Origin of the sequence: Amycolatopsis sp. FDAARGOS 1241 (assembly GCF_016889705.1) — a bacterium.
Classification (GTDB): Bacteria; Actinomycetota; Actinomycetes; order Mycobacteriales; family Pseudonocardiaceae; genus Amycolatopsis.
Genome location: NZ_CP069526.1, coordinates 6,451,123 through 6,477,549, shown reverse-complemented (window position 1 = coordinate 6,477,549; position 26,427 = coordinate 6,451,123). Strand labels below are relative to the sequence as shown.

Sequence of the window (26,427 nt, the reverse complement as noted above, 5' to 3'; positions counted from 1 at the left end):
CCCGGGACCTCGGCCCGCGGGGGCCCGGCTGCACCGTGGAGTTCGCTCCTCGCTGTCGGTGGGGGTCGGCGCGGGTGTTCGCTCCGGCGCCGGAAGCTTGCTCGCTCCTCCGACGTCCGAGCCGGCGAAAAGCTCACGACGAGTCACTCGACTGAGGGGAGTTCAGCGCGGCTGCACGTCGATGACGTGCACGTTCACCACCGGCGGCCGGGCCCGCAGCAGGCGGGTGAGTTCGTCGGTGAGGCGGCGCTGGAGGGTTCGCGCGGCTTCGCCGGCGGCGGTGCCCAACCGCACGGTCGTGAGGACCTGGAGTTCGCCGTCCTCGAGGGCGACGGCGGAGACCGTCACGCCGTCGACGTCTTCGGCCTGGTCGGTGGCGACCGTGCGGGCCAGGCGGAGCAGGGCGGCTTGCGAGACGGACAGCGGGCCGTCCTCGGCAGGCAGGGACAGCGGCGGGCCCTCGCGTTCCACGGCGAGCGAGCGCAGGACGCGGTCGACGAGACCGGGCGGCGTGGCGACGCGGCGGTGGGCCGCGGCGCGCACCAGGGCCCAGCGGGGATCCCGCTCGGGATCCGCCGGGCCGCCGATGGCCTCCTCCGTCATCACCGCTCCCTCAACTGGCCGAGCAGCGCCACCCTGGCCCGGTGCAGACGCGAACGCAAGGCCGGGATGCTGACTTCGAGTACTTCCGCCACTTCTTCGTAGCTGAGTCCCTCCAGTTCGCGCAGCACGAGCGGCACGCGCTGCGGCACGTCGAGCCGCGCGATGGCACGCAGCACCTCGTCGACCTGCTCGGCGTGCACGACCTGGCGCTCGGGTGTACCCACGGCGACGAGGTCGGGCGCCTGGTCGATCGACACGGTGTCGAGGGACACCGTGGGGCGGTGGCGGCGCAGCAGGGCGAGGGCGCCGTTGGTGACCACTCGGTACAGCCACGTCGACACGGCCGACTCGTGGCGGAACGCCGAAAGGGACCGCCACGCGGCGAGCCACGCCTCCTGGACGACGTCCTCCGCTTCGGCCGGGCTGCCGGTGATGCGCAGCGCGACGCGGAACATCATCGGCGTGTGCCGGCGTACGAGCGTGTCGAACGCCGCGTGGTCACCCGCCGCCGCGGCCGCGACGAGCGCCTCGCTGTCGGCCATCAGCCGCGGCCCCGCCGGTAGCGTAGCAGCGTGAAGCCGTCCTCCACGAGGACCGACGCCAGGTCCAGCCGGCGCGGCACTGCGGCGGCCGGGCCCGCCGCGATCCGGCTCGCGGCGCCGCCGATCAGCAGCGGGGCGACGCTCAGGCACAGCTGGTCGACGAGGTCGTCGGCGATCAGCTGCGCGAACAGGCCGGGACCGCCTTCGCAGTCGACGCGCCGCAGGCCGCGCTCGGCCAGCATCGCCAGCGCACGCGGCAGGTCCACGTCGTCCTCGCCCGCCACGAGCACATCGGCGCCGGCCTCGGCGAGCGCGCCCGTCTCGGCCCGCGACGTGGTGACGACCAGTGGCGGCACGCGCGTGTCCGTGAACAGCGGGCCGGCCGGGTCGAGCGTGGCCGTGCGCGTGACGACGGCGATCGGCGGCGCCGGCGCGAGCCCCAGCCGCGCGCGGCGCGCGGCGCGCACGGCGTTGGTCCGGGCACCGCGGTAGTTCTCGGTGCGCACGGTGCCGCCGCCGACGAGGATCACGTCGGCGAGGTCGCGTCCGAGCAGGAACACCCGCCGGTCGGCCGGGTGTGAAAGCCCCTTCGACAGCTCCTCCACGGCCACCGCGCCGTCGGCGGACGCCACGAAGTTGACCTGCACGAACGGGCCGCGGAGGTCCTCGGGGTAGCCGTAGACGAGCTCCAGGTCCTCGTCGGACAGCTCGGTCCCGGCCGGTGATGGTGGCCACACGCTCCGCACGCCCGCTATCCCAGCACGCGCCCGGACCCGGCCCCGACCGGGGGATACGCGGGCCGGGCACCACGTCGGGCCGCGGCGGGGCCGCGGTTAGGCTCTGCACCCGTGCCCGCTGCTGCCCTGACAGACCGGTTTCCCGAGCTCGGGGCCGACGAGCTGATCTCCTCGATGGTGCCGCCGCCGCGTTTCGGCGAGGCGAGGTTCTCGACCTACCTGCCCAACCCCGACGAACCGAGCCAGGCCGCCGCGGTCGCCGCGTGCTCGGCGTTCGCGCGGGGGATCGGCGCGCGCCCGGCCAAGAAGTCGCGACTGCGTTCGCTCTTCGGCGGCGGCGGCCCCACGCCGGCCGCGAAGCCGGGGCTCTACCTCGACGGCGGGTTCGGTGTCGGCAAGACCCACCTGCTGGCGTCGACCTGGCACGACGCGCCGTCGCCCAAGGCGTACGGCACGTTCGTGGAGCTCACGCACCTCGTCGGCGCGCTCGGGTTCGCCGAGGCCGTGCGGCGCCTGTCGGAGCACCGGCTGCTCGCGATCGACGAGTTCGAGCTCGACGACCCCGGTGACACCACGCTCGTCGGCCGGCTGCTGCAGGAGCTCACCGACGCCGGTGTGCACGTGGCTGCGACGTCCAACACGCTGCCCGACAAGCTCGGTGAGGGCCGCTTCGCCGCCGAGGACTTCCTGCGCGAGATCCAGGCGTTGTCGCGCCGCTTCGACGTCGTGCGCGTCGACGGGCCCGACTACCGCCACCGTGGCCTGCCCGACGCGCCGCCGCCGGTGAGCGACGAGGAGCTCGAAGCGTCCGCCGCCGCGCACGAAGGGTCCACTGTGGACGAGTTCGGCGCGCTCGTGGCGCACTTGGCCCGGCTGCACCCCTCGCGCTACGGCAAGCTGCTCGACGGAGTGCGGCGCGTGCACCTCAAGCACGTGACGCCGGCGCCGGACCAGAACGTGGGGCTGCGGCTCGTGGCTTTCGCCGACCGGCTCTACGACCGCGCGATCCCCGTGGTCGTGTCCGGGGTGCCGCTGCCGGAGCTGTTCACCGAGGAGATGGTGAACGGTGGGTACCGCAAGAAGTACCTGCGTGCGGTCAGCCGGCTGACGGCGCTGGCACGCGACGCGGTGTGACCGACCGCAGTCCGGTGACCACGGCGGTGCCGAAGAAGGTGCCGCCGACGATGTCCGTGAGGTAGTGGTAGCCGAGGCCGATCATGCCGATCGCCGCGCAGCACAGGAGAAGCACGCCGAGCACGACCGTCAGCGCCTTGGGCCGGGCGAGCAGGACCAGTACGGCGAGCACCGTCACGAGGCTCACGGTGTGCCCGCTCGGGTAGACGAGGATCCCGTCCTTCCAGCGGTCGAACAGCGGTTTGAGCACCCAGGTGTTCAGCCCCACCGCGACGGCCGGGGCCGCGATGGCCAGCGCCGCGTCCGGCCGGCGCCGCCGGTACGCGCAGATTCCGGCTGTGACGGCGATCGCGGGCAGCAGCACGTACGGCTCGGTGGGCAGCACGAGCACGTCGAACGTCGTGCGCCCGAGGCCGGCGACGCCGTTCGCCACCGCCGAGTCGAGCGCGCCGGGGGAGTGCCCGCCGGCGTAGACCAGTCCCACCGCGACGGTCGCCAGCAAGCACACGACGGCCACCACCGCCAGGATCCGGTTCACGATCTCTCCCCTCCGCGAGGCGAGCCTACGCGGATGGCGGGTGGCGCCGGTGACCCCGCGTCGGCCACGATCACCGGTGCTGGGGCACGAGCGGAGGGAACTGCATGCGGATCACCGTGGCCGGCGGGGGAGTCGTCGGGCTGAGCTGCGCACACCGGCTGGCGGAAGCGGGGCACACCGTGACCGTCGTGACCGAGGGTGGGCCGGGGGAGACGACGTCGGCCGTGGCCGGCGGCTTGATCTACCCGCCGGTGGTGCGGCCGGACGAGCGCGTGGCGCGCTGGACCACGACGACCGTGGGCGTGTACCGGTCGCTGCCGGCCGCGCCCGGGATCCGGTTCCTCCCGGGCTGGATCCGGGTGCCCGCCGACGCGCCCGACCCCGCCTGGCTCGCCGCGATGACCGACGTGTCCCGAGACGGCACGGTCCTCGCGTTCACCACGGCGCTGGTCGACACGCCCGTGTACCTGACGTGGCTGGCCGAGGAGGTCGCCGCGCGCGGCGTGCGCACCGAGTACCGCACGGTCACGTCGCTCGCCGACCTCGACGCCGACGTCGTCGTGAACGCCACCGGGCTGGCGGGCGGTGCCCTGGCGGGCGACGACACGCTGGTGCCGGTGCGCGGCCAGGTCGTGCACCTCGCCGACCCGGGCCTCACGTCGTGGTCCGTCGAAGAGATCGACGGCGATCTCGCCTATGTCATCCCCCACGGCCGCCACGTCGTGTGCGGCGGCACCGAAGAGATCGGCCGCGGCGACCTCGAGCCGGACCCCGCCACCGCGGCGGCCATCGTGCGCCGCTGCCGCGCCCTCGAACCGCGGCTGGCGGACGCCGCCATCCTCGGCACCCGCGTGGGCCTGCGCCCGGGCCGCCCGAGCGTCCGCCTGGAACGCACCGGTGACGTCATCCACTGCTACGGTCACGGCGGCGCGGGGATCACGCTCGCGTGGGGCTGCGCGGACGACGTGACGGAACTGGTCTAGCCGGCACCTTCGACGAGTCCGGCCGTGTCAGGGCCGCCCGAGGTTCGTGAACTCGGCGTGGTCGGCTTCCGTCTGGTCGGCGTAGCGCACCGCGTACGCGCCGATCGCCTCGTCGAGGTCCTCGTCCTCGGCGAAGTAGCCGTCCGGCGGCTGCGGGTGCAGCGAGCGCGAATGCGCCCGCGCGAGCAACGCGCCCGCGAGCCGGCCGTAGTCGTCGAGGTGGTCCTTGCGCAGCGCGGCGGGGTCGATCGCCCCCTTGACGGCGCGAGCGCCGACGGCTGCGCCCGCTTCACCTGCAGCACGAAGTCTTCGTTTTCGAGCTCGCGCAACAGGACCACGTAGCTGCGCAACCCGACGCTGCGCATGCTGACCACGCGGAACGCGACGTCGGCCACGCGGTAGCGCGCCACGAGCGTCCGCTGTGACTCACGCAGGGTGTCCACATAGGACACCAGCCCGGCCGCGACGGAAGCCGCCGTCGCCTCGTCCACGGACGTCAGCACCGGCGGGTCGGGGGTGAACCGGTGTCGCGGCAGGTTCGTCTCGTGGTCGTCGACGTGGCGCGTCCACTTGGCCGCCACCTGGGCGAACCGGTGCCGCGGGGCGCCTTCTCCTCGGCTTCGGCGAAGTCGTCGATCAGCTCGTCGGCGCGCGCCTTCGACACCACCGACGCGTCGGGCAGCGCGTGCCACGACCGCCGGAACGGCAGCTGCGCCAGTGCCCGGATCGTGCGCCGGTACGACTCCACGGCGTCTTCCGCGGCTTCGCGGCAGGCCGCTTCACCGATGCCGTCTTCGAGCCCGGCCAGCACCAGGCTCGCCGACAGCCGGATGAGATCCCACTCCCACGGCCCCGGCGCGGTCTCGTCGAAGTCGTTGACGTCCATGACGATCCCGCCCTCGGGCGTGCCGTAGAGCCTGAAGTCGGCCGCGTGGGCGTCGCCGCACAGGGGCGCCGTGAGCCCTGCCGACGGCGAGCCCGCGAGGTCGGCCGCCAGCAGCCCGGCCGCGCCGCGGAAGAACGTGAAGGGCGACGCCGCCATCCGCTCCCGCCGCAGCTCGACCAGTTCGGGCAGCCGGCCCGCGTTGCTCGCCTCGAAGTACTCGCGCACGCCCGGCCGACGTTCGCCGGCGGCCGGGTGGTCGTAGGCCTCGACCGGTGCGCGGTCGCACAGCTCCTTGCCCCGCGCGTACAGCCGCGCCATAGCGGACTGAACGAGCGCCCCGGGCGAAACGCTCCCGGGTGGTTACGGACGCACCACCTGGGCGACCGCGTCGATGCCGCGGTCGAGCTCGTCGCGCGTGATCACCAGCGGCGGCGCGATCCGCAGCGTGTGGTCGTGCGTTTCCTTGCACAGCACGCCAAGCCCGGCCAGGGCCTCCGACGCGGCGCGCCCGGACGGGCCGCCCGGCGCGATGTCGACACCGGCCCACAGGCCGCGGCCGCGGACGGCGGCGAGGCCGTGGCCGACGAGCGCGGACAGGCGTTCGTGCAGGTGCGCCCCGAGCTCGGTGGAGCGCTGCTGGAACTCGCCGGTCGCCAAGAGGCGGATGACGGCGCGGCCGACCGCGCACGCGACGGGGTTGCCGCCGAAGGTCGAGCCGTGCTCGCCGGGCTTGAGCACGCCGAGCACGTCGCGGCTGCCGACCACGGCCGACACCGGCAGGATGCCGCCGCCGAGAGCCTTGCCGAGCGTGTAGACGTCGGCGCGCACGCCCTCGTGGTCCAGCGCCAGCACCGTGCCCGTGCGGGCGAGGCCCGACTGGATCTCGTCGGCGATCAGCAGCACGCCGTTCTCGTCGCACGCGCGCCGCACGTCGGCGAAGAAGCCGGCGGGCGGCACGATCACGCCGGCCTCGCCCTGTACCGGTTCGAGCAGCACCGCGGCCGTGCGCGGGGTGATCGCGGCGCGCACCGCGGCCGCGTCGCCGTAGGGCACTGTCACGAACCCCGGCGTGAACGGCCCGAAGCCGGCGCGCGCGGTGTCGTCGGTGGAGAACGAGACGATCGTGGTCGTGCGGCCGTGGAAGTTGGAGCCGGCGACCACGATCTCGGCGGTGCCGTCGGGCACGCCCTTGACCTGGTGTGCCCACTTGCGCGCGACCTTCACGGCCGACTCCACGGCCTCGGCGCCGGAGTTCATCGGCAGCACCATCTCGGTGCCGGTCAGCTCCGCGAGCTCGCGGCAGAACAGGCCGAGCTGGTCGTGGTGGAACGCGCGCGAGGTCAGTGTGACCTTGCCCAGCTGCTCGACGGCTGCGGCGATCAGCGCGGGGTGGCGGTGCCCGAAGTTCAGGGCGGAGTAGCCGGACAGGAAGTCGAGGTAGGACTTGCCCTCGACGTCGGTCACCGTGGCGCCTTCGGCTTCGGCGATCACGACCGGCAGCGGGTGGTAGTTGTGCGTGCTCCACCGCTCGTCGAGCTCGATGAAGCCGGCGGTGGAGGCAGGGCTGGCGGTCTCCCGACCGGCGAACGTCGTCATGCGTTCAGGCTAGATCGAACGCGGGGGGAGTTTCAGCCGGGAAACGTTGCTTTCACCCGCCATTCGTTGCGCACTCGGGCGGCTGGAACGGCGAATCGCTGCACATCGTTGACTCGATCATTGGTAAGCCGTAGCTTACGGTTCGTGGCGACTTACGGAAGCGAGCAGCTGACCGCTCTCGCCGACCCCTCGCGGCGCGCGATCGTCGAAGCGCTCCGCGCCGGGCCGCGCGCGGTCGGAGAGCTGGCCGCGACGTTGCCGATCAGCCGTCCCGCCGTGTCGCAGCACCTCAAGGTGCTGAAGGAGGCCGGCCTGGTCACCGATCGGGCGGAGGGGACGAAACGGCTGTACCGGCTCCGGCCCGACGGGATCGCCGCGCTGCGCGCCTACCTCGACCGGATGTGGTCCGACGCGCTGAGTTCGTTCGCCCGGCAAGCCGAATCCACTGCGGAAAGCGAAGGAAGCGAACAGTCATGACACTCGAACCGATCCGCAAATCGATCACCGTCGCCTGCTCGCGCGCGCACGCGTTCAAGGTCTACACCGAGGGTTTCGACAGCTGGTGGCCGCGCGAGCACCACCTGGGCGAGGCGGCCCTCGCCGAAGCCGTGCTGGAGCCGCGCGAAGGCGGCCGCTGGTTCGAGCGGCTCGTCGACGGGTCCGAATGCGGCTGGGGCCGCGTGCTCGCGTGGGAGCCACCCGGCCGAGTGGTTCTGTCGTGGCACATCGACGGCGACTGGAAGGTCGACCCGGACCCGGCGCACGCGAGCGAGATCGAGGTCCTGTTCACCGAAGAGGGGCCGGGGACCACGCGAGTCGAGATCGAGCACCGCGAGTTCGAACGCCACGGCGCGACCGCACAGCAGGTCTACGACGGGGTGGACACCGAGGGCGGCTGGACCGGGCTGCTGAAGATCTTCGCCGCGAAGGCCGCCGCTTGAGGTTATCGTCGCCGGATGGCGAAGAAGGACAACGGGACCCGGGTGCGCGACGCGCTGCGCGCCGGCGCGCAGCTGCCGCACCCGGGCTCGTCACCGGTCGGGCCGGGCAAGAAGACCAAGGGCGAGAAGAAGCTCGCCACCGCGGGCGAACGGCTCGACGCCCTGCAGGAGGCGCTGTACGCCGAGGGCCAGGCCGGCGGCGGCCGCAGCGTGCTGCTGGTGCTGCAAGGCATGGACACCTCCGGCAAGGGCGGCACCGTCCGGCACGTGCTGGGGCTGGTGAACCCGATGGGTGTGCGCTACAAGGGGTTCAAGGCGCCCACGCCGGCCGAGCGTCGCCACGACTTCCTGTGGCGGGTGCGCCGCGAGCTGCCGGCACCGGGCCAGCTCGGGGTGTTCGACCGGTCGCACTACGAGGACGTGCTGGTGCCGCGCGTGTCCGGGCAGCTGAGCGCGGCCGAGCGGCGCCGCCGCTACTCGCAGATCAACGCGTTCGAGAAGGAGCTCGTGGCCGAGGGCACCACGATCGTCAAGGTGTTCCTGCACATCTCGCCCGAAGAGCAGCTGCGCCGGCTCGTCGCGCGGCTCGAAACGCCTGAGAAGCTCTGGAAGTTCTCGCCGTCCGACGTCGAAGCGCGCGGCCACTGGGGCGCGTACGCCCAGGCCTACTCCGACGTGTTCGCGCGCACGTCTACCCCGCACGCCCCGTGGTACGTCGTGCCCGCCGACCGCAAGTGGTACCGCAACTGGGCCGTCGCGGAGCTGCTGATCGAGACGCTCACCGAGCTCGCGCCCGCGTTCCCGGATCCGCACTTCGACGTGGCCGGAGAGCTTTCCCGGCTGCGGGGTGATGGCGTGCCGGCCTGATCGTCTGGAAGAGTGCGGGCGTGACCGACTCTGCTCTCGACGACCTCTCGTTCCTCCGCCGCCAGGCGCGCACGCAGCGCTTCACCCTCGGCGCGCCCAAACAGTTCCGCGTCTCCCCGGACGGTTCGCGGGTGCTGTTCCTGCGCAGCGAAACCGGCACCGACCTGCGGCACAGCCTGTGGTCGCTGGACCTCGCGAACGGCACGGAGACCAAGCTCGTCGACGCCGCGGAGCTGCTACCCGGCGAGGAGGACCTGCCGGCGGAGGAGCGGGCGCGCCGCGAGCGAGCGCGGGAGACCGGCGGCGGCGTGGTGGCCTACGGCGTGGACGACGCGTTCACCGTGGTCACCTTCACGCTGTCCGGGAAGCTCTACACACTCGACCTGGCCACGGGCGCGACCGCCGTCCTCGTGGACGGTTCGGTGGTCGACCCGCGGCCCAACCCGACCGGCACGCACGTGGCTTACGTCCGCGACCGGCGGCTGCGCGTGATCGAGCTGGCCACGGGCGAGGACCGCGCGCTCGTCGAGGAAGACGGCGACGACGTGGCCTGGGGGCTCGCGGAGTTCATCGCCGCCGAGGAGATGGACCGCACGCGCGGCTACTGGTGGGCGCCGGACGGGCGCAGCCTCATCGCGGAGCGCTCCGACCGCGGCCCGGTGCCGCGCTGGACGATCGGCGACCCGGCGAACCCCGACCGTCCCGCGAACGTCGTCGCGTACCCCGCGGCCGGCGCGGCCAACGCCGAGGTGTCGCTTTCGGTGCTGGGCTTGGACGGCAGCCGTGTCGACGTCGAGCGCGGCGACTGGGAATACCTGGTCACGGTCCACTGGTCGGCCGGCGGTGCGCCGCTGCTCGCGGTGCAGCCGCGCGACCAGAAGCGGATCACTGTGCTGGCCCTCGACCCGGCCGCCGGGTCCGTGACCGAACTGGTCACCGACACCGACGACGTCTGGGTCGACATCCTCCCGGGCGTGCCCGCGTGGACGGCCGACGGGCGGCTCGTCACCACCAGCGCCGCGGACGGCGATCACCGGCTGTACGTCGCCGGCGAGCCCGTCACTCCGCCGGGCCTGCAGCTGCGCGCGGTGCAGCACGTCGGCGCCGAGGTGCTCTTCACCGCGTCGGCGGACGACCCGACGCAGATCCACGTCTACCGCACGGAAAACGGCGGCGTGCGGCAGCTCTCGGCCGCGAACGGCGTGCACGTCGGCGCGGGCAGCGCGGAGCTGACCGTGCTCACGGAATGGAGCCTCGCGCACAGCGGCCCGGTGGTCACCGTGCTGCGCGACGGCGAGCCCGCCGGCCGGATCCAATCCTCCACTGTGGACCCCGAGGTGGAGCCGAACCTGCGGTGGCTCACGCTAGGGGAGCGGGGGCTGCGGGCCGCGCTCGTGCTGCCGCGCGGGTACGAGCCGAGCGAGGGCAAGCTGCCCGTGCTGATGGACCCCTACGGCGGTCCGCACGCGCAGCGCGTGCTGCAGAGCCGCAACGCGTTCCTCACGCCGCAGTGGCTGGCGGACCAGGGTTTCGCCGTGCTCGTGGCCGACGGGCGCGGCACCCCCGGCCGCGGCGCGGCGTGGGAGCGGGCGGTCGCCGGCAAGCTGGCGGAGGTGACGCTGGCCGACCAGGTCGACGCGCTGCGCGCGGCCGCGGCCGAGCACCCCGAACTGGACCTCGAACGCGTCGCGATCCGCGGCTGGTCCTACGGCGGTTACCTGTCCGCGCTCGCCGTGCTGCGGCGTCCGGACGTCTTCCACGCCGCCGTCGCCGGCGCCCCGGTCACCGACTGGGCCCTGTACGACACGCACTACACAGAGCGCTACCTGGGCAAGCCGCAGGACGCGCCCGAGGTCTACGAGCGCAACTCGCTGCTCGCCGACGCCGGTGAGCTGTCCCGCGCGCTGCTCATCGTGCACGGCCTCGCCGACGACAACGTGTTCCCCGCGCACTCGCTGCGGTTGTCCGGCGCGCTGCTCGCCCACGGGCGGCCGCACGTGTTCCTGCCGCTCGCCGGGGCCACCCACATGACGCCGCAGGCCGAGGAGGTCGCGGAGAACCTGATGCGCACGCAGGTCGACTGGATCCTGCGTGAGCTCGCCGCTGTCGCCGTCGACAAGGAGAACGCATGAACCGCTGGGGTCTGACCATCCCGCTCACGGGGGTGCCGCTCACCCAGCACCGCGAGCTGATCGAGCAGCTGCCCGACCTCGGCTACACCGACGCCTGGACCGCCGAAACCGCCGGGACGGACGCGTTCGCGCCGTTGGTGCTGGCCAGCCAGTGGGCTCCGCAGCTGCGCCTGGGCACCGCGATCGTGCCGGTGTACACGCGCGGGCCGGGCCTGCTGGCCATGAGCGCGTCGACGCTCGCGGAACTCGCCCCGGGCCGCTTCGTCCTCGGCATCGGCGCCTCGTCGCCGGTCATCGTCGAGAACTGGAACGGTGGTTCGTTCGACGAGCCGTTCGCCCGCACCCGCGACACGCTGCACTTCCTGCGCTCGGCCTTGGCGGGCGAGAAGGTGTCGGAGAAGTACGACACCTTCTCCGTGACCAAGTTCCGCCTCGAGCGCTCGCCGGATCCGGCCCCGAGCATCATGCTGGCCGCCCTGCGCCCCGGCATGCTCCGCCTGGCCGCCCAGGAATCGGACGGCGCCATCACCAACTGGCTCGCCGCCACCGACGTCCCGAAGATCCGCGAGGTCATCGGCCCCGACGTCGAACTCGCCGCCCGGATCTTCGTCTGCCCCACGGAAGACGAAGACACCGCCCGCGCGCTCGGCCGGATGATGATCTCCAGCTACCTGACCGTCCCCGTCTACGCCAAGTTCCACGACTGGCTCGGCCGCAAGGACGCCCTCGCCCCCATGCACGAAGCCTGGGCCGCCGGCGACCGAAAGAAGGCCAACACCCTCATCCCCGACGACGTCGTCGACTCCCTGGTCATCCACGGCACCGTCGAATCCTGCCGCGACCAGGTCCAGTCCTATGCAGACAACGGCCTGACCACCCCCATCATCGCCCTCCTCCCCACCGGCAACGACCCCTTCGAACTGGTCAGGGGCCTGGCCCCCCAACGCTGACCACTAGACAAACCACCACCACACCCAAATCGCCAGAGCGATACGCACCGCACCACCACAACTCAACCGCCGGGGCCCTACGCACCTCACCAGCGCACCCAGCCCCCGGCCGGCACCTCAATCCCCGCTCTCCTCAGAGACACTCAAAAATCGGGGTGCCTCGCGCGCCCTACGCCCGACGATGTCGCGCGCCAGCGCGACGAGTCGAAGGCGCCCACTCCCCGCCGCCGCGACGAGCCGTCCGCGCCCGCGCAGCCACCGCGGCCGGACTGCTACCCCACCCGAGCCAGAACACGAATGGCCGACGCATCACCACCTCAACCCCTCCATCCTGAAAGAGGCGACACCCACCGAGCCCCCTCTCCCTGGGTGTCCGTATTGTTGCGTAGGGTAGGCAAGGTTACCCTAAGAAAGGCGGCTCCATGGGCGGAGATTCGGCAACGTGGCTGGCCGGCGGCCGCACCGGTACCGACCACCTCACAGCTCTGCTCCCTTCGGCCCTCCGCGGCCTGGCAGCAGGTGTAGCCGAACGCAACGGCCCCATCCCCGCCGGCGGTCCCGCCGCTGTCGCCGCCGCCCTGGCGGCCTCCGGCGCCGGCAAGTCACTCCCGAAAACGGGCATCGGCGCCGAACGGGCCCTGGAGGACTACGCCACCCTCCTGGCCGCCGGCTCCGCCGACCCCGCGGACCCGGCTTGTGCCGCCCACCTCCACTGCCCGCCGCTGGCCGTCTCGGTCGCCGCCGACGTCGTCGCCGCGGCCATGAACCCCTCCATGGACTCCTGGGACCAGGCGCCGATGGCGAGTGAGCTGGAAGCCGAGTTCACCTCCGGCATCGCCCGCCTCTGCTTCCCCGGCGCGCCGAACGCCGACGCAGTCGTCACCTCCGGCGGCACCGAGTCCAACCTCCTCGGCCTCTTGCTGGCCCGGGAAACGACCGGCAGCACCGTCCGCCCGGTCTGCGGCACCAACGCCCACCACAGCGTCGCGCGCGCCGCCTGGCTGCTGGGTCTCCCGGCTCCCGTCGTCGTGCCGTGCGCCGACGACCGCATGATCCCGGCGGCTCTGGCCGAAGCCCTGGCGCCGCTCGGCGCGTCCGCTGTCGTCGTCGCCACCGCCGGCACCACGAACACCGGCCGCATCGACCCCCTGCCGGAGCTCGCGCGGATCTGCCGCCTGGCCGGCGCCCGGCTGCACGTCGACGCCGCGTACGGCGGCCTGGCCCTGTGCAGCGAAACACTGGCCCCACGGCTGGCCGGGCTCGAACTGGCCGACTCGGTGGCGCTCGACCTGCACAAGTTCGGCTGGCAGCCCGTCGCTGCGGGCCTGCTCGCCGCCCGCGACGCCGCCGACCTCTCGGCGCTGACCGTGCGCGCCGAGTACCTCAACGCCGACGACGACACCGAAGCCGGCCTGCCCGACCTGCTGGGCCGCTCGATCCGCACGTCGCGCCGCCCGGACGCGTTCCGCATGGCCGTCACCGTCCGCGCGCTCGGCACCGACGGTCTCGGCGCGCTCGTCGAACGCTGCTGCACCACCGCCGCCGAGGTCGACGAACTGGTCGAGCGCCACCCGGACCTGCAGTCGTGGGGCCGCCCCGAACTGTCCACAGTGGTGTTCCGCCCACGGGGAGCCGGTGACGACCTCGTGGCCCGCGTGCGCCGGACACTGCTGGAAGCCGGCACCGCGGTGATCGGCCGCGGCGCGCTGCCGACCGGGCCCGATGGGGCGAACCAGCTGTGGCTCAAGCTCACCCTGCTGCACCCGCACACCACCGCGCAGGACTACACCGCACTGCTCGACCGCGTGGCCGAGACCGCGGCGGCCGAGCGGATCGCGCCGGCCCCGCAGAGCCCGGTCGCCTCGTGAGGCCCTTCGACCTCGCGGGCGTCGGCATCGGGCCGTTCAACCTGTCGCTCGCCGCGCTGGCCGATCCACTAGACCAGCTCGACGTGGTGCTCTTCGACGCGCGCCCCGAGTTCCGCTGGCACCCGGGGCTGCTCGTCGACGGTGCGACGCTGCAGGTGCCCTTCCTCGCCGACCTCGTGTCGCTCGTCGACCCCACGAGCCGGCACTCGTTCCTCAACTACCTGCGCGAACGCGGCCGCCTGCTGCCGTTCTACTTCGCCGAACGCTTCCACCTGCCCCGGGCGGAGTATGACGACTACGGCCGCTGGGCTGCCGCCCGGCTGCCCGCGTGCCGCTTCGGCCACGAGGTCACCGGCATCCGCTGGGTCGCGGCGCAGGACGCGTTCGAGCTGACCGTCACCGGCGCCGAGCCCGTGCTCGCGGCGTCGGTCGTGCTCGGTGTCGGCACCCGGCCGAGCGTGCCGGAACCGTTGCGGGACCTGGTGGCCGACGAAGGCGTGCTCGCCCTGCACTCCGCCGATTACCTGCGCCACCGCGCCCAGCTGCTGGCCGCGGAGACGGTAACCGTGGTCGGCTCGGGGCAGTCGGGAGCCGAGGTGTTCCTCGACCTCCTGCGCGCGCGCTCCACTGTGGACGGTCTGCGCTGGCTCGCGCGCACCCCGGCGTTCGCGCCCATGGAGTACTCGAAGCTGGGCCTGGAGCAGTTCACGCCGGACTACACGGCGTACTTCCACGGACTGCCCGAAGCGGTCCGCGACCGGCTGCTGCCGGCGCAGTGGCAGCTGTACAAGGGGATCGACGCCGAGACCATCGCCGCGATCCACGACGAGCTGTACCGCCGCAGCATCGGCGGCGGCTGGCCCGGTGCGGCGCTCACGCCTGGCGTCGAGGTGGTCGCGGCCGCCGCTGAGGCGGACGGCATCGAGCTGGGCCTGCGGCACGTCGACCAGGGCCGCACCGCCACGCACCACACGCACGCCGTGGTCGCCGCGACCGGCTACGCGGAGACGCCCATCGAGCCGTTGCTGCGTGCACTCGACGTGCGGCGCGACGGTCGCGGGCGGCTTGCCGTCCAGGCCGACAACCGGTTGGCACTCGGCGCCGGTGTGACCGGCTCGGTGTTCGTGCAGAACGCCGAGCGCCACACCCACGGCCCCGGCGCGCCCGACCTCGGGCTCGGTGCCTGGCGCGCCGCGGCGATCCTCAACTCCGTGTGCGGCAAGGCCGTCTACGACCTGCCCGAGCGCACGGCGTTCACCACGTTCGGCCTAGCTGACCCGGAGGAGCAGTGACCCTGACCGAAGCCGCCGCCTGGCGGGCCGCCGGTTCGCTCGTGACGCACAAGATGCTCGGCGAGCTGTCCTACGAGGCGATGCTGCGGCCGCAGCCCGGCGAACCGACCCGCGCCGGCCACCGCACATGGCACCTCGAGCTGCCCGGCGGCGTCTCGTACCGCTTCGAGGCCCGCCGCGGCGCGTTCGAATCGTGGACGGTGCTGCCCGGCAGCGCCGTGCGACGGGAGAACGACGCCGAAGCGCTGGCCGACGACCCGCGCACGTTGGTCGTCGACGCACGTGAAACGCTGGGGCTCACCGGGTTGCGGCTCGCCGACGTCCTGGCCGAGCTGACCGCGACCGTCACCAACGAAGCGGCGCGGCTGCGCCGGGCGCCGACGGCGGCCGAACTGTCCACGATGGACTACAACCTCGCCGACGGGCACCTCACCGGTCACCCGCGGCTCGTGCTCAACAAGGGCCGCGTCGGCTTCTCCGCGGCCGATCGCGCCCGCTACGCCCCGGAAGCCGGCGCCGATGTGCATCTGCGGTGGTTCGCCGTGCACCGCGACCTCGCGCAGTTCCGCAGCGTCGCCGGGCTCGACGCTTCCGTGCTGCTGCGCGAAGAGCTGGATGCGGCCCAACGCGAGGAGTTCACCGCGCGTGTCGCCGCCGTCGGTGATCCCGCGGACTACGTGTGGGTGCCGGTGCACCCGTGGCAGGCCGACGAGATCCTCGGCACGCTCTACGCCGCCGAACTGGCCACCGGCCGGATGGTCGAGCTGGGGAAGAGCGCTGACGCCTACCGGCCGCACCAGACCGTGCGCACGCTCGCCAACCGCAGCCGCCCCCAGCGCCACGACGTCAAGACCGCGGTGTCGGTGCGCAACACGCTCGTCTACCGCGGCCTCAATTCCGCGGCGACGCTCGCGGGGCCGGCGGTCACCGAGTGGCTGCGGGGGATCGACGCGGCCGACCCGCTGCTGTCGGAGAAGTACCGGTTCACGTTGCTCGGCGAGGTGGCGAGCGTGTCCGTGTGCCACCCGCTGTTCGGCGCGCTCGACGAGCTGCCGTACCGGTTCCACGAGACGCTCGGCGCGCTGTGGCGCGAGCCGCTCGTCGCGACGCTCGCCGAGGGGGAGCACGCGATCTCGTTCGCCGCGCTGCCTTACCGCGACGCGGCGGGCGAAACCGTGCTGACCCGGCTGATCATGCGGTCGGGTGACGGCGCCGAAGCGTGGCTCGCGGGCCTGTTCGACCTGCTGCTCACGCCGTTGCTGCAGTGGCTGCTGCGCTACGGCGTCGGCTTCTGCCCCCACGGCCAGAACCTGATCCTGATCGTCGACGGTGAGGGGCGGCCCGTGCGGGTGGCGATCAAGGACTTCGCGCAGGGCGTGGACCTGCTCGACGAAGAGCTCCCCTGTTACGCCGACCTGCCGCCCGAAGCCGGCGCCGACATGCTGCGCTGGCCGGCGCACCTGCTCGCGCAGTCGCTGTTCAGCTCAGTGTTCTCCGGCCAGCTGCGGTTTTGGGCCGAGGTGCTGCTCGACGACCTCGGCCTGGCCCGCGCGGACTTCTGGGCCCTGGTGCGCGCGGTCGTCGGCCGCTACCGCGACGAGAACCCGGACGTGGCCGAGCGGTTCGACGCGTGCCTGCTGTTCGCGCCCGACGTCGAGCGCGTCACCCTCAACCGCGAGCACTTCGCGGGGCAGGGTTTCGACAAGGTGGAGCGCGACGACGAGTTCGACGTGCGCTGGGGCCGCGTGCCGAACTCGTTGCACGCGCCCGATCCGGACGGCGCGTGGTGACGCCGTTCGACCGGCCCGTCGGCGCGCGCTCCCTCGCGGTGCGCGCCGAGGCGGGCTCGGCCGCGGTGGCGGTGCTGCGGCGCGTGCTCGCCGAAGCCGGCACGCGGCTCGTGCTGCTCGTGCCCGATCCGCACGCGCGGTTCGCCGCGGTGGAACTCGAAGCGCCGTTCGCGGCCGAGGTGCTCGACGACGGTTACGGCGTGTGCAGCTACGTCTTCGCGTGGACCCCGGCCCGGGATCCGTTGCCGGACAACGACGTCCTGCGGCCGTATCTCGGCGGCTTCGGCGACCTGCGGATGCGCGCCGACGCCGCGTCGGCCGTCCCGCTGGGGGACCGCACGTGGGCGGTGGTGTGCGACGCCGAACTGCCGTCCGGGGTACCGGCGGCCCTCGCACCGCGCTCGGTGCTGCGCGCACAGCTGGCGGAGCTCGAAGAACTGGGGCTGGTGCCGTCGGTGGGCCTTGAGCACGAGGTCGTGTTCCGAGACGCCGACGGCGTGCCGTTGACCGGCCACGGCGTGGACTACGCGGTGGGCGGCACCGAACGCCTGGTGCCGCTGCTCACGGACCTGCGCTCGGCCGCGGCGGGGCTCGGCGTCGAATCCGCCCGCGCCGAATGCCACCCCGGCCAGTACGAGATCGTGCTGCGCCACCGCGACGCCCTGTCCGCGTGCGACGACGCCCTGCTGCTCCAGCTGCTCACGCGCCGCACGGCCGCGGCCCACGGCGCGCGGGCGGACTACCTCGCCGCCCCGGAAGCGGGCCAGGGCAACTCGTGCCACGTCCACCTCTCACTGTCCACACCGGACGGACCGGCGGGTTTCCCGTTCGGCCTCGGCGCGTTCCTCGCCGGGGTGCTGCGCGACGCGCGGGCCCTGACCGCGCTGTGGGCACCGACGTGGAACAGCTACGTCCGCCTGCGCACCGCGCCGTTCTCGCCGCGTGTGCTTCGCTGGGGCCCTGACGACCGCACCGCGGCCGTGCGGTTGTGCGGCCGCGCCGACGCGCCGCGCCTGGAGTTCCGCTTCGCCGGCGCGGACGCCCAGCCGCACCTCGTGGTCGCCGCGTTGCTGGCGGCCGGCCGCGCGGGCGTCGTCGACGGCCTGACGCCGCCGGAGCCCGGCCCGGCCGTCGGCGAGCTGGCGGCCACACCGTGGGACGCCTTGGCGGAGCTGGAAAAGGGGCGCGTGGAAGAGCTGCTGGGCAGGCAACTCGCCACTCAGCAGCTCACGGTGCTCCGCGAGGAGCTGGACTCGGGCCTGGACGCCGTCACCGACGTCCAGCGCCGCCGTGGTGCGCTCCGTTCGTAACCCGCCGCGCGCTGGGATCCACTGCGCGCGAGGGCCCGGAGACCGGGGTGCTGCGGTGCGCTCCCGACCACCGCACCGCAGCTGCCCCCGCACCCCGGAATCATCCGCCGGCAGGCCGGATGTTCTGGTTGACGTGGAACAGGTTCTTCGGGTCGTAGCGCTCCTTAACCAAGGCCAGCCGCTCGTAGTTGCCGCGGTAGGCGGCCCGGACGCGGTCGTCGCCCTCGTCCATCATGAAGTTCACGTACGCACCACCGGCCGAGGTCGGGTGCAGCTCGGTCCAGTAGTCCTTCGTCCAGCGCGTGATCACTTCCCGGTTGTCGGGTGAGGGATCGACGCCCACGATCACGCCGGACCAGCCGCCGTCGCGGTACGGGAACGCCGTCGCGTCGGGGGCGACGCGCGCCGCGGCGCCGTCGATCGGGTACAGGTGCATGGACGAGTGCCCGGTGGGCAGGGCTTCCCCGAAGCGGCGGTGGATCGCGATCGCCTCGTCGGAGATCTCCGTGGTGACGTCGGCTCGCCAGTACCACTGCAGGCCCGAGGGGTAGAGGGCGTCGAACGCGCTCTGCAGTGCCGTGAACGGCATCTCCATCAGTCCGACGACCAATGGCGAACCGAACGAGCGCACGGGCTCCAGCACCTCGTCCGCACGGGCGTGGGAACCCGTGTAGCACCAGACGATGCCGCACGCCTTGCGGCCCCACAGCTCCTCGGGGAACGGTGGTGCGGGCGGGATGGTCAGCAGCCCGAACCAGCCGCTGAGCTCTTCGGGCAGCGACGGCAGCAGTTCGCGGTACCAGCGCAGGACGTCTTCGGTGTCCTCCAGTGCGTAGAGCACCGGCCCGGCGATGACGGTGCCGTGTTCGCCGATGTCGTGGCAGCGGAAGGTGAACGACGTGACCACGCCGAAGTTCCCGCCACCGCCGCGCAGCGCCCAGAACAGGTCCGGGTGCGACTTCTCGCTGGCGTGCACGAAGCTGCCGTCGGCGAGGACGACGTCGGCGGACAGCAGGTTGTCGACCGTCAGCCCGAAGCGCCGGGCGAGGTAGCCGATGCCGCCGCCGAGGCTCAGCCCGCCGACGCCGGTGGAGGAGATGATGCCCGACGGGGTCGCCATGCCGAACGCGACGGTCGCGTGGTCGACGTCGCCCCACGTGCAGCCGGCGTCGACACGCACGGTGCGGGTTTCGGGGTCGACCGTCGTGCTGCGCAGGGCCGAAAGGTCGATCACGAGAGCGTCGTCGGCGATGCCGAGCCCGCCGGCGTTGTGCCCGCCGCCGCGCACGGCGAGGTCGATGTGGTTCTGCCGGGCGAAATTCACGCACGTGACGACGTCGGCGGTGTCGCGGCAGAAGGCGATGGCGGACGGGTGCTTGTCGATCATTCCGTTGTAGACGGCACGCGCCTGCTCGTAGCCTTCGTCGCCGCGTGTCACGAGGTCGCCGCGCAGTGCGAGGGCGAGCTCCGGGAACGGTGCGGTGATGGTGGTCATGCGGCTTCTCCCTGGTTGTGGAACGGCACCCGGTCGGGCTGCCTGTGCCGCCGAAGCTAGGCAGGGGGCGTTCGCGCAGCGTTCGGCCTCAGTCCGCGAAGCGTTCGAGGTCGCGTTCGCAGCGCCGCCGCAGCGTCGTACTGCCTTGCGCGGCAGCCAGTTCCACCGCGGCCTTCAGGCGCAGCCGCGCTCGTTCCGGGGCGTCGTAGGCGGACCGCAGCCGCAACACTTCGGGCAACCACCACAGGTCGTCGCGCGCCTGGCCGACGACGAGGGCGGCGTCGAGGGCGGCCCGGGCCGGGCCGGGCCGCCCGTCGCGCGCCATCAGGTCGGCTTGCAGCGCGAGCCAGTACGGCATGCGCGCCAGCGAACCCTCGGCTTTGAGGTTGGCGATGCCGCGCTGCGCGTCCGTGAGCCCGGCCCGGTCACCGCGCGCCCACCCGCCGAGCACGAGCCCCCATTCGCGGTAGTAAGCGAAGCCGTAGCGGCCGCACAGTTCGCGCAGTTCGGTTGAAAAAGCCGCGACCAGCGCGCGATCGCCGCGCATCTGGTGCGTGATCCCGGCGTACGCGAGCGCGACGGCGAGGCTGTAGGGGTGGGGGTACGTCCGCGCGATCTCCACGGCCTCATGGCATTCCCGCACGGCCTCGTCGTCGTGACCCAGCAGCCAGTGCGCGTGCGCGGCCCACGCGGGGCTGTGCACCTCGGGCCGCGTGCCGATCGGCAGCGACGGTGCCCCGCGCGTGAGCCGCGCGGCCACGTCGAAGTACCGCAACGCTTCGGCCGGGCGCCCGAGGCTCACCGACGAGCCCGCGAATGCGAAGTGCGCGGATCCGGACAGCTCGTCCTTGGTGCTCCCGTCGACGAGCGCGAGTGCGCGGCTCGCGGCTTCGTGCGCGCGGGCTGTGCGGCCCTGCACGAACCTCGACGTCCACAGCCCGACGAGGCCGACGAGCGTGGAATCGGGCTGTCCCAGGCGTTCCGAGAGCTCGATGGAGCGTTCGAGCGTGCGCTGCAGTTCGGCGGAAGAGTAGCCGAGCCGGGCGTTGAGGGGACCCGACAGCGCTTCGAGCACCTCGAGTTCCCGGCGGTCGGTCTCCGGTCCGGCGGGCGCGTCGGCCAGCAGCGCCAGCGCTTCGCGCAGCAGCCGGATCGCCTCGCCGTGGGCGAACGTGCTCGCGGCCAGCTCGGCGGCTCGGCGGTAGTACGCGACCGCACGGTCCGGCCGTCCGCCGCGCGCGTACTGCTCGGCCAGCTGTGCGGACACGGACCCGGTGTCGCCGGGGTGCAGCAGTTCGAGGCTCTGCGCGAGCCGGCGGTGCAGCAGCCAGCGCCGCGGCCGGCTCACCTGCTGGTAGGCGGCGTCGCGCAGCAGGTCGTGGGAGAAGTCGTAGCCGTCGCGGAAGTCGCGCAGGATCCGCAGCCGCCACAGCTCGTCGACGGCGCGCACCACGGCCCCCGCGTCGAGGTCGCTCGCCTCGGTGAGCAGGTCGAGCGTGAAGTCCCGGCCGACGGCCGCGGCGAGCCCGGCGAGCTCACGCGCTTGCGGGGCCGGCTGCTTGAGCCGGGCTTCGAGCACCGCGGCGAGGTCGCCGGGCGGCCCGGCGCCGCCGGAACGCAGTGCCTCCACCACCGACAGCGGGAATCCGCCGGTCGCGGCGTGCAGCAGCGCCAGCTCGTCGTCGTCGGGCCGCCGGCCGGACACGGATTCGGCCAGTCGCGCGGTGTCGGGCGCGTCGAGCGGGCTCAGATCCACTTCGGTCAGGCGGCCGGTGGCGCGCAGCCGCTCGGTCCAGCCGGCCAGCGCGCCGTCGCCGGGGTCGGTGCGCTGCGTGGCGGCGAGCAACAGCGGGGCCCGCGGCTCGAGGCCCAGGCAGAAGAGGAGGAACACCAACGTTTCCTGGTCGCACCAGTGCGCGTTGTCGAGCACCAGCAGTGTCGGCCGGCCGGCGCCGGTGAGAGCGCGGGCGACGCCTTCGAAAAAGCGGTGCCGCTGCCAGGCGTCGGCCACGGCGCGCACGACCGGCGGCGGCCGGCTCGTCCCGCCGGCGGGCACGAGCCGGTTGACCTCCGTGCGCCACACCGGGGCGAGCGCGGACAGGGTCGGCTGCAGCACGGGGTTGCGCAGCCAATCGGCGACGGGCGCGAGCGCGAGGCGCCCGGACGTCCCGAAGCACTGCGTCCCCGCCACCACCGCACCCTGGCTGCGCGCCAGCTGCGCCAGCTCGACCACGAGCCGCGTCTTGCCGACACCGGCGTCGCCGCGCACGAGCGCCACGGACGGCTGCCCGCCCGCCGCTTTCCGCCACAGCTCGCGCAGGAGCGTGAACTCGCGGGCGCGGCCGACGAGCCGGGAATCGAACCCCTCGCGGCCCGGCACGGGGTCGGCCAGCAGCCGCCGCAGCGAGGCCTGCGTGGCGCGGTCGGGCACCACGCCCAGCTCGCGTTCGAGCACCGCCGCGCACCGGTGGTAGGTGCTCACGGCACCCGCGCGGTCACCGAGTTCGGCCTGCAGCCCCATCAGCGTCCGGTAACCGACCTCCTCCAGCGGCCGCAGGCGGATCCGGCGCCGGGCCGTCTCGGCCGCGCCCGCGAGATCGCCGAGGCGCGCCTGGGCGTCGCCCAGGAGGTCGCACAACGCCACGCAGTCCTGTTCGAGCTCGGTGCGCGGCGCGTCGAGCCAGTCGTCGGCCAGGCCGGGCATCAGCTCGCCGCGGTACTCGGCCAGCGCGGCACCCGCGTGCGCGACCACTTCCTCATCGCGCGCGGCGGCCACGGCGGCGCGGCGTTCGGCCTCGAACACACGCACGTCGACGCGGCAGCTCGGAGTGTCGTGCCACGACAGGTCCTGGGCCGTCACGAGCAGCGCCGACTCCTCGCCGAGGACCTGGCGCAGGTGGTGCAGCTCGCGGCGCAGGTTCGTGCGGGCCTGCGCGTCGGACGAGTCGGGCCAGAACAGCGCCGCGATCCGCTGCCGCGGCTGGGGCAGCCCGGCGTGGGTCACCAGGAAGCCGACGAGCGCGATCGCCCGCGGCGACCGGGTCAGCGCCGGCCCGGTCGCACCGTCGGTGACCGACTGCTCTCCCAGCAGCGAGATGTGCAGCATCCCGTGGTGCCCTCCTGAGCAGGCACGCTAGTCCCGTGTGTCCCGGCCGGGGGATCTTGCGCCGTCCGGCGCACGCCCGCGCGAACACCGCGTGAATCCCCGGCGGCGGCGCGTGCGCAGGGTTTGCGGAGCACCGGCCGGGTGCGCAGGCTCTTGACCGCGAATGAACGCGAGTACGACCTGATCGTCATCGGCTCGGGCCCCGGGGGCGGAAGGCCGCCACCGCGGCCGCGAAACCGGGCAAGAAGGGGCGGTCGTGGGTCGCCACGACGTGGTGGGCGGGGTATGCGTGAACACCGGCACGATCCCGCCGAAGACGTTGCGCGAACCCCTCCCGCCAGTTGCCGCGTGAAGCAGGACATCACGATCGCCGACCTGATGGCGCGCACGCAGCGCGTGGCCGGGCGCGAGGTCCAGGTGGTGCGAGGCCGGTTGCTGCGCAACCACCTCGACCTGGTGCCGGGCACGGGCTCCTTTGCCGACCCGCACACGGTGCTGGTGGAGGGCAAGCACCCGGGCGACCGGACGATGATCACCGGGGACCCGGTTGTGATCGCCACCGGCACCCGCCCGGCGCGGCCGCACCACGTCGACTTCGACGCCGCGCGCGTGCTCGACTCCGACGAGATCCTGCGGCCGGAGGAGATCCCGTCGTCGCTCGTGGTGGTCGGCGCGGGCGTGATCGGGATCGGATACGCGTCGCTGTTCGCGGCGCTCGGTTCGCGCGTGACCGTGGTCGAGCAGCGCGACCAGATGCTGGACTTCCGCGACCCGGAGATCGTGGAATCGCTGAAATTTCACCTCCGCGATCTGGCGTCACGTTCCGCTTCGGCGAGAAGGTCGCCGACGGCGCCGTGCCACCGTGGACTGCCTGGTGGACGCCGTGTTCAACTACCCGACGCTCTCGGAGGCGTACGAGGTCGCCACCCTGGGCACGACGAACAAGATCAGGGCCACCGGACCAACTCCAGGTCTGACGTGAGCGTTCGAACACCTGTTTGACACCGGTTAGAACATGTGTTCGACTGGGTGGGTGCGATGGGAACGACAACGAGCGGGGGAGGGTGAGCCGAGTCTGCCCGGGCTGGACGGCCTGGTGCGGTCGGTGCGGTCACCGGAATTCGACGGCGTCACCTTTCACGAGGTGCACGCCAAGTCGGTGCTGAACCGGGTGGCCGAGGGTTCCCAGGTGCCGTTCCGGTGGACCGTGAACCCCTACCGGGGGTGCTCCCACGCGTGCACGTATTGCCTTGAAGGCGGCACGCCCGTCCTCATGGCCGACGGCCGGCACAAGCCGATCTCGGAGCTGAAGGTGGGGGACCTGATCTTCGGCACGCGCGGGCACGGCGTCGCGCGGCGACTGGTGCCCACGGAGGTGCTGGCGCACTGGACGACGGTGCGCGAGGCCTACCGCGTGACGCTCGACGACGGCACCGCCATCGTCGCCGGTCCGGACCACCGGTTCCTCGGCGCGCGGGGCTGGAAGTACGTGACGGGCAGCATGCTCGGCGCGGCGCAACGGCCGCACCTGGAGGTGGGCGGGGACCTCGTCGGCGGGGGCCGGTTCGCGCGCACGCCCGACGAAACGCTCGGCTACCGCGCCGGGTACCTGTGCGGGATGCTCCGCTCCGGCGGCTTCGCCACGGAGGCCGACGCGGCGGCGCGCGCCTTGCGCTACCTGCCCGACTTCGGCTCGTCCGTCGGGTTCATGCGGCTCCCGGCCGAACCCGACGCGCATTGGTCGCGCGGATTCCTCGCGGGGCTGTTCGACCTGGCGGGCGCGTACCGGCGCGGAGTGCTGTCGATCGCCCACGACGAAACCGACGTCGTCGACGCGATGTTCGCGGCGCTGGACCGGTTTTCGTTCGAGTACGACACCGTCGGCCACCGCCGCTACCCGGGCCGGCGCCAGGCGCGGCTGACCGGCGGCACGGGGGAGGTGCTGCGGTTCCTGCACCTGACCGACCCGGCCGTCGCGTGGAAGCGCTCTCTCGACGGCGCCACCATCGGATCCGCTCGGCGCACCGTCGCGTCCGTCGACGCGCTCGGCCTGGAGCTGCCGCTGTTCGACATCACCACCGGCACCGGCGACTTCATCGCCGAGGGCATGGTGTCCCACAATTGCTTCGCCCGGAACACCCACACGTACCTGGACTTCGACGCCGGCCACGACTTCGACACCCAGGTCGTGGTGAAGGTCAATGCGCCGCAAGTGCTTGCGGCGCAACTGAAACGGCCGAGCTGGCAGCGCGAGCACGTCGCCATGGGCACCAACACCGACCCGTACCAGCGGGCCGAAGGCCGCTACCGCCTGATGCCCGGCATCATCCGCGCGCTCGCCGACTCCGGCACGCCGCTGTCGATCCTGAGCAAGGGCACGGTCATGGCACGCGACCTGCCACTGCTCGAGGCGGTGTCGAAGGATGTCCCGGTGAGCCTCGCCGTGTCCATCGCCCTGCTCGACCGCGAGCTGCAGCGCCGCCTCGAACCCGGCACCCCCAGCCCGCAGGCGCGGCTCGACCTCGTCCGCAAGGCCCGCGCGGCCGGCCTGCCGTGCTCCGTGCTCGTCGCGCCGGTGCTGCCGTACCTCACGGACTCCGTCGAAGCCCTCGATGCCCTCTTCACGCAACTGGCCGACGCCGGCGCCGGCAGCGTCACCGTCATCCCCCTGCACCTGCGCCCCGGCGCGCGCGAGTGGTTCGCCTCCTGGCTCGGGCGCAACCATCCGCAGCTGGTGCCCCGCTACAAGCGCCTCTACTCCCGCGGCGCCTACGCCGACCGCGGCTACCGCGCGCTGCTCGGCGAACGCGTCGGCCCGCTGCTGCGCCGCCACGGCCTGGCCCGAGAAACGGGCTACAACCCCCGCACCGCAGCCGAACCGGAGGTCCCGGCGCCCCGCGCCGAAGCCCCGCCCCCGGCCTCCGAACAGCTGCGCCTGCTCTGAGCGCGCCGCCCGGCCTTCCTCGGCCGGCGTGCTCAGGGGCGGTGACCCGGCCGCCACGCCCCCGACAGCCGGGTCACCGCCACATCCCGGCTCCGTGATAATCCTGCCCAGTCGCCGCCGCCCGCCGAATGGTGTGGTTGCCTCGGCTTCGTCGTCGACGGCGCGCAGCGATTGCGCTGTCGGCGAAGGAGAGCTGGCGTTCGCCGGAGGACGAAGGAGTGCCGTGATCTGGACACCACCGGCGTCGGTGCCGGATCGGAAGCTCGGGCCGTTCCCGTTGACCGAGGAGGGGGTCGCGGCGTTGCTGGACCGGTACGGGTTCGGCGACTCCGTCCTCCGCCGCGTCGTCGTCGATCAGGAATCCGGGCGGCAGGCGATTCCCCCGCGGGTCGTCAGGCTCGTGATCGACGCCATGGTGATGAGCGAGGACATCCGGTGGGAACCGGTGTCCCTGGACCTGTACGGCGTGCGCCGGTTCCGCATCGACGAGAGCGTCACGACCAGCTGGGTCCTCTACGATCCGCCGCAGTTCACCCGCTTCGAGGGGCTGTTGCAGGTCGACTTGTGCGCCGAACGCTGCGGGAGCCTGCACCTGGCGAACGCCGAGGAGGTCTTCGAAGGCTCGAACTTGGTCTTCGAGGTGACCGGTGGCACCTGGAGCGCCCTGCATCCCTGGGGCTGGTGAGACCGTCCGTGGTCCGCGGGGTCGCCGA

Annotated in this window: 20 protein-coding genes and 2 pseudogenes; 14 read left to right on the top strand and 8 right to left on the bottom strand. The window is 73.0% G+C overall.

Features of this window, described 5'->3' with window-relative positions; genetic code table 11:
• Window positions 1-162: 162 nt before the first annotated feature.
• From I6J71_RS31645 to I6J71_RS31635, 3 genes are read right to left on the bottom strand one after another with little or no spacing between them, the layout of a single operon-like run.
• Window positions 163-603 (bottom strand): hypothetical protein, encoded by a 441-nt coding sequence (locus tag I6J71_RS31645; protein ID WP_204090201.1) that lies wholly within the window; start codon window positions 601-603, stop codon window positions 163-165.
• The gene (locus I6J71_RS31640; protein ID WP_204090200.1) at window positions 603-1,145 is read right to left on the bottom strand and encodes an RNA polymerase sigma factor; all 543 of its coding nucleotides are present in this window, start codon (window positions 1,143-1,145) and stop codon (window positions 603-605) included. Before I6J71_RS31640 ends, I6J71_RS31645 begins: the two co-directional genes overlap by 1 nt.
• A complete protein-coding gene (locus I6J71_RS31635; RefSeq protein ID WP_204090199.1) occupies window positions 1,145-1,891 on the bottom strand; it encodes a pyrimidine reductase family protein in 747 nt (248 codons plus the stop codon). The genes I6J71_RS31640 and I6J71_RS31635 overlap by 1 nt, the downstream gene beginning before the upstream one ends.
• 165 nt (window positions 1,892-2,056) lie before the next feature.
• On the opposite strand from I6J71_RS31635, the gene zapE reads away from it, so the two are divergent.
• Complete coding sequence (zapE, locus tag I6J71_RS31630; protein WP_204097328.1) at window positions 2,057-3,016, top strand: cell division protein ZapE; 960 nt, start codon at window positions 2,057-2,059, stop codon at window positions 3,014-3,016.
• On the opposite strand, the gene I6J71_RS31625 is transcribed toward zapE, so the two are convergent.
• Window positions 2,979-3,554, bottom strand: coding sequence for a phosphatase PAP2 family protein (locus I6J71_RS31625; protein ID WP_239154030.1), 576 nt, complete (start codon window positions 3,552-3,554; stop codon window positions 2,979-2,981). The two genes, zapE and I6J71_RS31625, sit on opposite strands and share 38 nt — an antisense overlap.
• A 104-nt stretch (window positions 3,555-3,658) precedes the next feature.
• On the opposite strand from I6J71_RS31625, the gene I6J71_RS31620 reads away from it, so the two are divergent.
• Window positions 3,659-4,537, top strand: a complete 879-nt coding sequence (locus tag I6J71_RS31620; protein ID WP_204090198.1) for an FAD-dependent oxidoreductase — start codon at window positions 3,659-3,661, stop codon at window positions 4,535-4,537.
• A gap of 27 nt (window positions 4,538-4,564) precedes the next feature.
• Here the strand turns inward: I6J71_RS31620 and I6J71_RS51255 are convergent.
• Together I6J71_RS51255 and rocD are read right to left on the bottom strand one after the other, a co-directional pair.
• Window positions 4,565-5,741, bottom strand: a pseudogene (locus I6J71_RS51255) (DUF2252 family protein).
• A gap of 42 nt (window positions 5,742-5,783) precedes the next feature.
• Window positions 5,784-7,019 (bottom strand): ornithine--oxo-acid transaminase, encoded by a 1,236-nt coding sequence (gene rocD, locus I6J71_RS31610; protein WP_204090197.1) that lies wholly within the window; start codon window positions 7,017-7,019, stop codon window positions 5,784-5,786.
• Between the two features lie 144 nt (window positions 7,020-7,163).
• Here rocD and I6J71_RS31605 point away from each other — a divergent pair, with 144 nt between their 5' ends.
• The 9 genes from I6J71_RS31605 to I6J71_RS31565 all read left to right on the top strand — a co-directional run bounded on the left by I6J71_RS31605 (window position 7,164) and on the right by I6J71_RS31565 (window position 18,169).
• On the top strand, window positions 7,164-7,496 hold the full coding sequence (locus I6J71_RS31605; RefSeq protein WP_204090196.1) for a helix-turn-helix transcriptional regulator: 333 nt from the start codon (window positions 7,164-7,166) through the stop codon (window positions 7,494-7,496).
• Window positions 7,493-7,960, top strand: coding sequence for an SRPBCC family protein (locus tag I6J71_RS31600; RefSeq protein WP_204090195.1), 468 nt, complete (start codon window positions 7,493-7,495; stop codon window positions 7,958-7,960). The genes I6J71_RS31605 and I6J71_RS31600 overlap by 4 nt, the downstream gene beginning before the upstream one ends.
• Window positions 7,961-7,975: 15 nt before the next feature.
• On the top strand, window positions 7,976-8,827 hold the full coding sequence (locus I6J71_RS31595; RefSeq protein WP_204090194.1) for a PPK2 family polyphosphate kinase: 852 nt from the start codon (window positions 7,976-7,978) through the stop codon (window positions 8,825-8,827).
• A 20-nt stretch (window positions 8,828-8,847) separates the two neighbouring features.
• Window positions 8,848-10,959, top strand: a complete 2,112-nt coding sequence (locus I6J71_RS31590; protein ID WP_204090193.1) for a S9 family peptidase — start codon at window positions 8,848-8,850, stop codon at window positions 10,957-10,959.
• Window positions 10,956-11,909, top strand: a complete 954-nt coding sequence (locus I6J71_RS31585) for an LLM class F420-dependent oxidoreductase (protein ID WP_204090192.1) — start codon at window positions 10,956-10,958, stop codon at window positions 11,907-11,909. The genes I6J71_RS31590 and I6J71_RS31585 overlap by 4 nt, the downstream gene beginning before the upstream one ends.
• 422 nt (window positions 11,910-12,331) lie before the next feature.
• Window positions 12,332-13,777, top strand: a complete 1,446-nt coding sequence (locus tag I6J71_RS31580) for an aminotransferase class V-fold PLP-dependent enzyme (RefSeq protein WP_204090191.1) — start codon at window positions 12,332-12,334, stop codon at window positions 13,775-13,777.
• Window positions 13,774-15,069: a lysine N(6)-hydroxylase/L-ornithine N(5)-oxygenase family protein gene (locus tag I6J71_RS31575; protein ID WP_204090190.1), complete on the top strand. Its 1,296-nt coding sequence runs from the start codon at window positions 13,774-13,776 to the stop codon at window positions 15,067-15,069. Before I6J71_RS31580 ends, I6J71_RS31575 begins: the two co-directional genes overlap by 4 nt.
• On the top strand, window positions 15,066-16,859 hold the full coding sequence (locus I6J71_RS31570; protein ID WP_204090189.1) for an IucA/IucC family siderophore biosynthesis protein: 1,794 nt from the start codon (window positions 15,066-15,068) through the stop codon (window positions 16,857-16,859). Before I6J71_RS31575 ends, I6J71_RS31570 begins: the two co-directional genes overlap by 4 nt.
• Window positions 16,856-18,169 (top strand): glutamine synthetase, encoded by a 1,314-nt coding sequence (locus I6J71_RS31565; protein WP_204097327.1) that lies wholly within the window; start codon window positions 16,856-16,858, stop codon window positions 18,167-18,169. Before I6J71_RS31570 ends, I6J71_RS31565 begins: the two co-directional genes overlap by 4 nt.
• A gap of 100 nt (window positions 18,170-18,269) precedes the next feature.
• Here the strand turns inward: I6J71_RS31565 and I6J71_RS31560 are convergent, their stop codons facing one another.
• Together I6J71_RS31560 and I6J71_RS31555 are read right to left on the bottom strand one after the other, a co-directional pair.
• The gene (locus I6J71_RS31560) at window positions 18,270-19,664 is read right to left on the bottom strand and encodes an FAD-binding oxidoreductase (RefSeq protein WP_204090188.1); all 1,395 of its coding nucleotides are present in this window, start codon (window positions 19,662-19,664) and stop codon (window positions 18,270-18,272) included.
• 88 nt (window positions 19,665-19,752) lie between these two features.
• Window positions 19,753-22,770: an AAA family ATPase gene (locus tag I6J71_RS31555; RefSeq protein ID WP_204090187.1), complete on the bottom strand. Its 3,018-nt coding sequence runs from the start codon at window positions 22,768-22,770 to the stop codon at window positions 19,753-19,755.
• 123 nt (window positions 22,771-22,893) lie between these two features.
• Here I6J71_RS31555 and I6J71_RS31550 point away from each other — a divergent pair.
• The 3 genes and pseudogenes from I6J71_RS31550 to I6J71_RS31540 all read left to right on the top strand — a co-directional run.
• A pseudogene (locus I6J71_RS31550) lies at window positions 22,894-23,627 on the top strand (FAD-dependent oxidoreductase); the annotation flags it as partial.
• A 158-nt stretch (window positions 23,628-23,785) separates the two neighbouring features.
• Entirely contained in the window at window positions 23,786-25,714 is a 1,929-nt protein-coding gene (locus I6J71_RS31545; protein ID WP_239154028.1) for an intein-containing Rv2578c family radical SAM protein, read from the top strand.
• Between the two features lie 223 nt (window positions 25,715-25,937).
• Complete coding sequence (locus I6J71_RS31540) at window positions 25,938-26,399, top strand: hypothetical protein (protein ID WP_204090185.1); 462 nt, start codon at window positions 25,938-25,940, stop codon at window positions 26,397-26,399.
• Window positions 26,400-26,427 lie beyond the last annotated feature (28 nt).

Excerpts from the sequence above, each read along its gene's own strand:
- I6J71_RS31620 (WP_204090198.1), top strand. The coding sequence starts at position 3,659 with ATGCGGATCACCGTGGCCGGCGGGGGAGTCGTCGGGCTGAGCTGCGCA.
- zapE (WP_204097328.1), top strand. The coding sequence starts at position 2,057 with ATGGTGCCGCCGCCGCGTTTCGGCGAGGCGAGGTTCTCGACCTACCTG.
- I6J71_RS31640 (WP_204090200.1), bottom strand. The coding sequence starts at position 1,145 with ATGGCCGACAGCGAGGCGCTCGTCGCGGCCGCGGCGGCGGGTGACCAC.
- I6J71_RS31645 (WP_204090201.1), bottom strand. The coding sequence starts at position 603 with ATGACGGAGGAGGCCATCGGCGGCCCGGCGGATCCCGAGCGGGATCCC.
- I6J71_RS31560 (WP_204090188.1), bottom strand. The coding sequence starts at position 19,664 with ATGACCACCATCACCGCACCGTTCCCGGAGCTCGCCCTCGCACTGCGC.
- I6J71_RS31600 (WP_204090195.1), top strand. The coding sequence starts at position 7,493 with ATGACACTCGAACCGATCCGCAAATCGATCACCGTCGCCTGCTCGCGC.
- I6J71_RS31595 (WP_204090194.1), top strand. The coding sequence starts at position 7,976 with ATGGCGAAGAAGGACAACGGGACCCGGGTGCGCGACGCGCTGCGCGCC.
- rocD (WP_204090197.1), bottom strand. The coding sequence starts at position 7,019 with ATGACGACGTTCGCCGGTCGGGAGACCGCCAGCCCTGCCTCCACCGCC.
- I6J71_RS31545 (WP_239154028.1), top strand. The coding sequence starts at position 23,786 with ATGTGTTCGACTGGGTGGGTGCGATGGGAACGACAACGAGCGGGGGAG.
- I6J71_RS31555 (WP_204090187.1), bottom strand. The coding sequence starts at position 22,770 with ATGCTGCACATCTCGCTGCTGGGAGAGCAGTCGGTCACCGACGGTGCG.
- I6J71_RS31585 (WP_204090192.1), top strand. The coding sequence starts at position 10,956 with ATGAACCGCTGGGGTCTGACCATCCCGCTCACGGGGGTGCCGCTCACC.
- I6J71_RS31580 (WP_204090191.1), top strand. The coding sequence starts at position 12,332 with ATGGGCGGAGATTCGGCAACGTGGCTGGCCGGCGGCCGCACCGGTACC.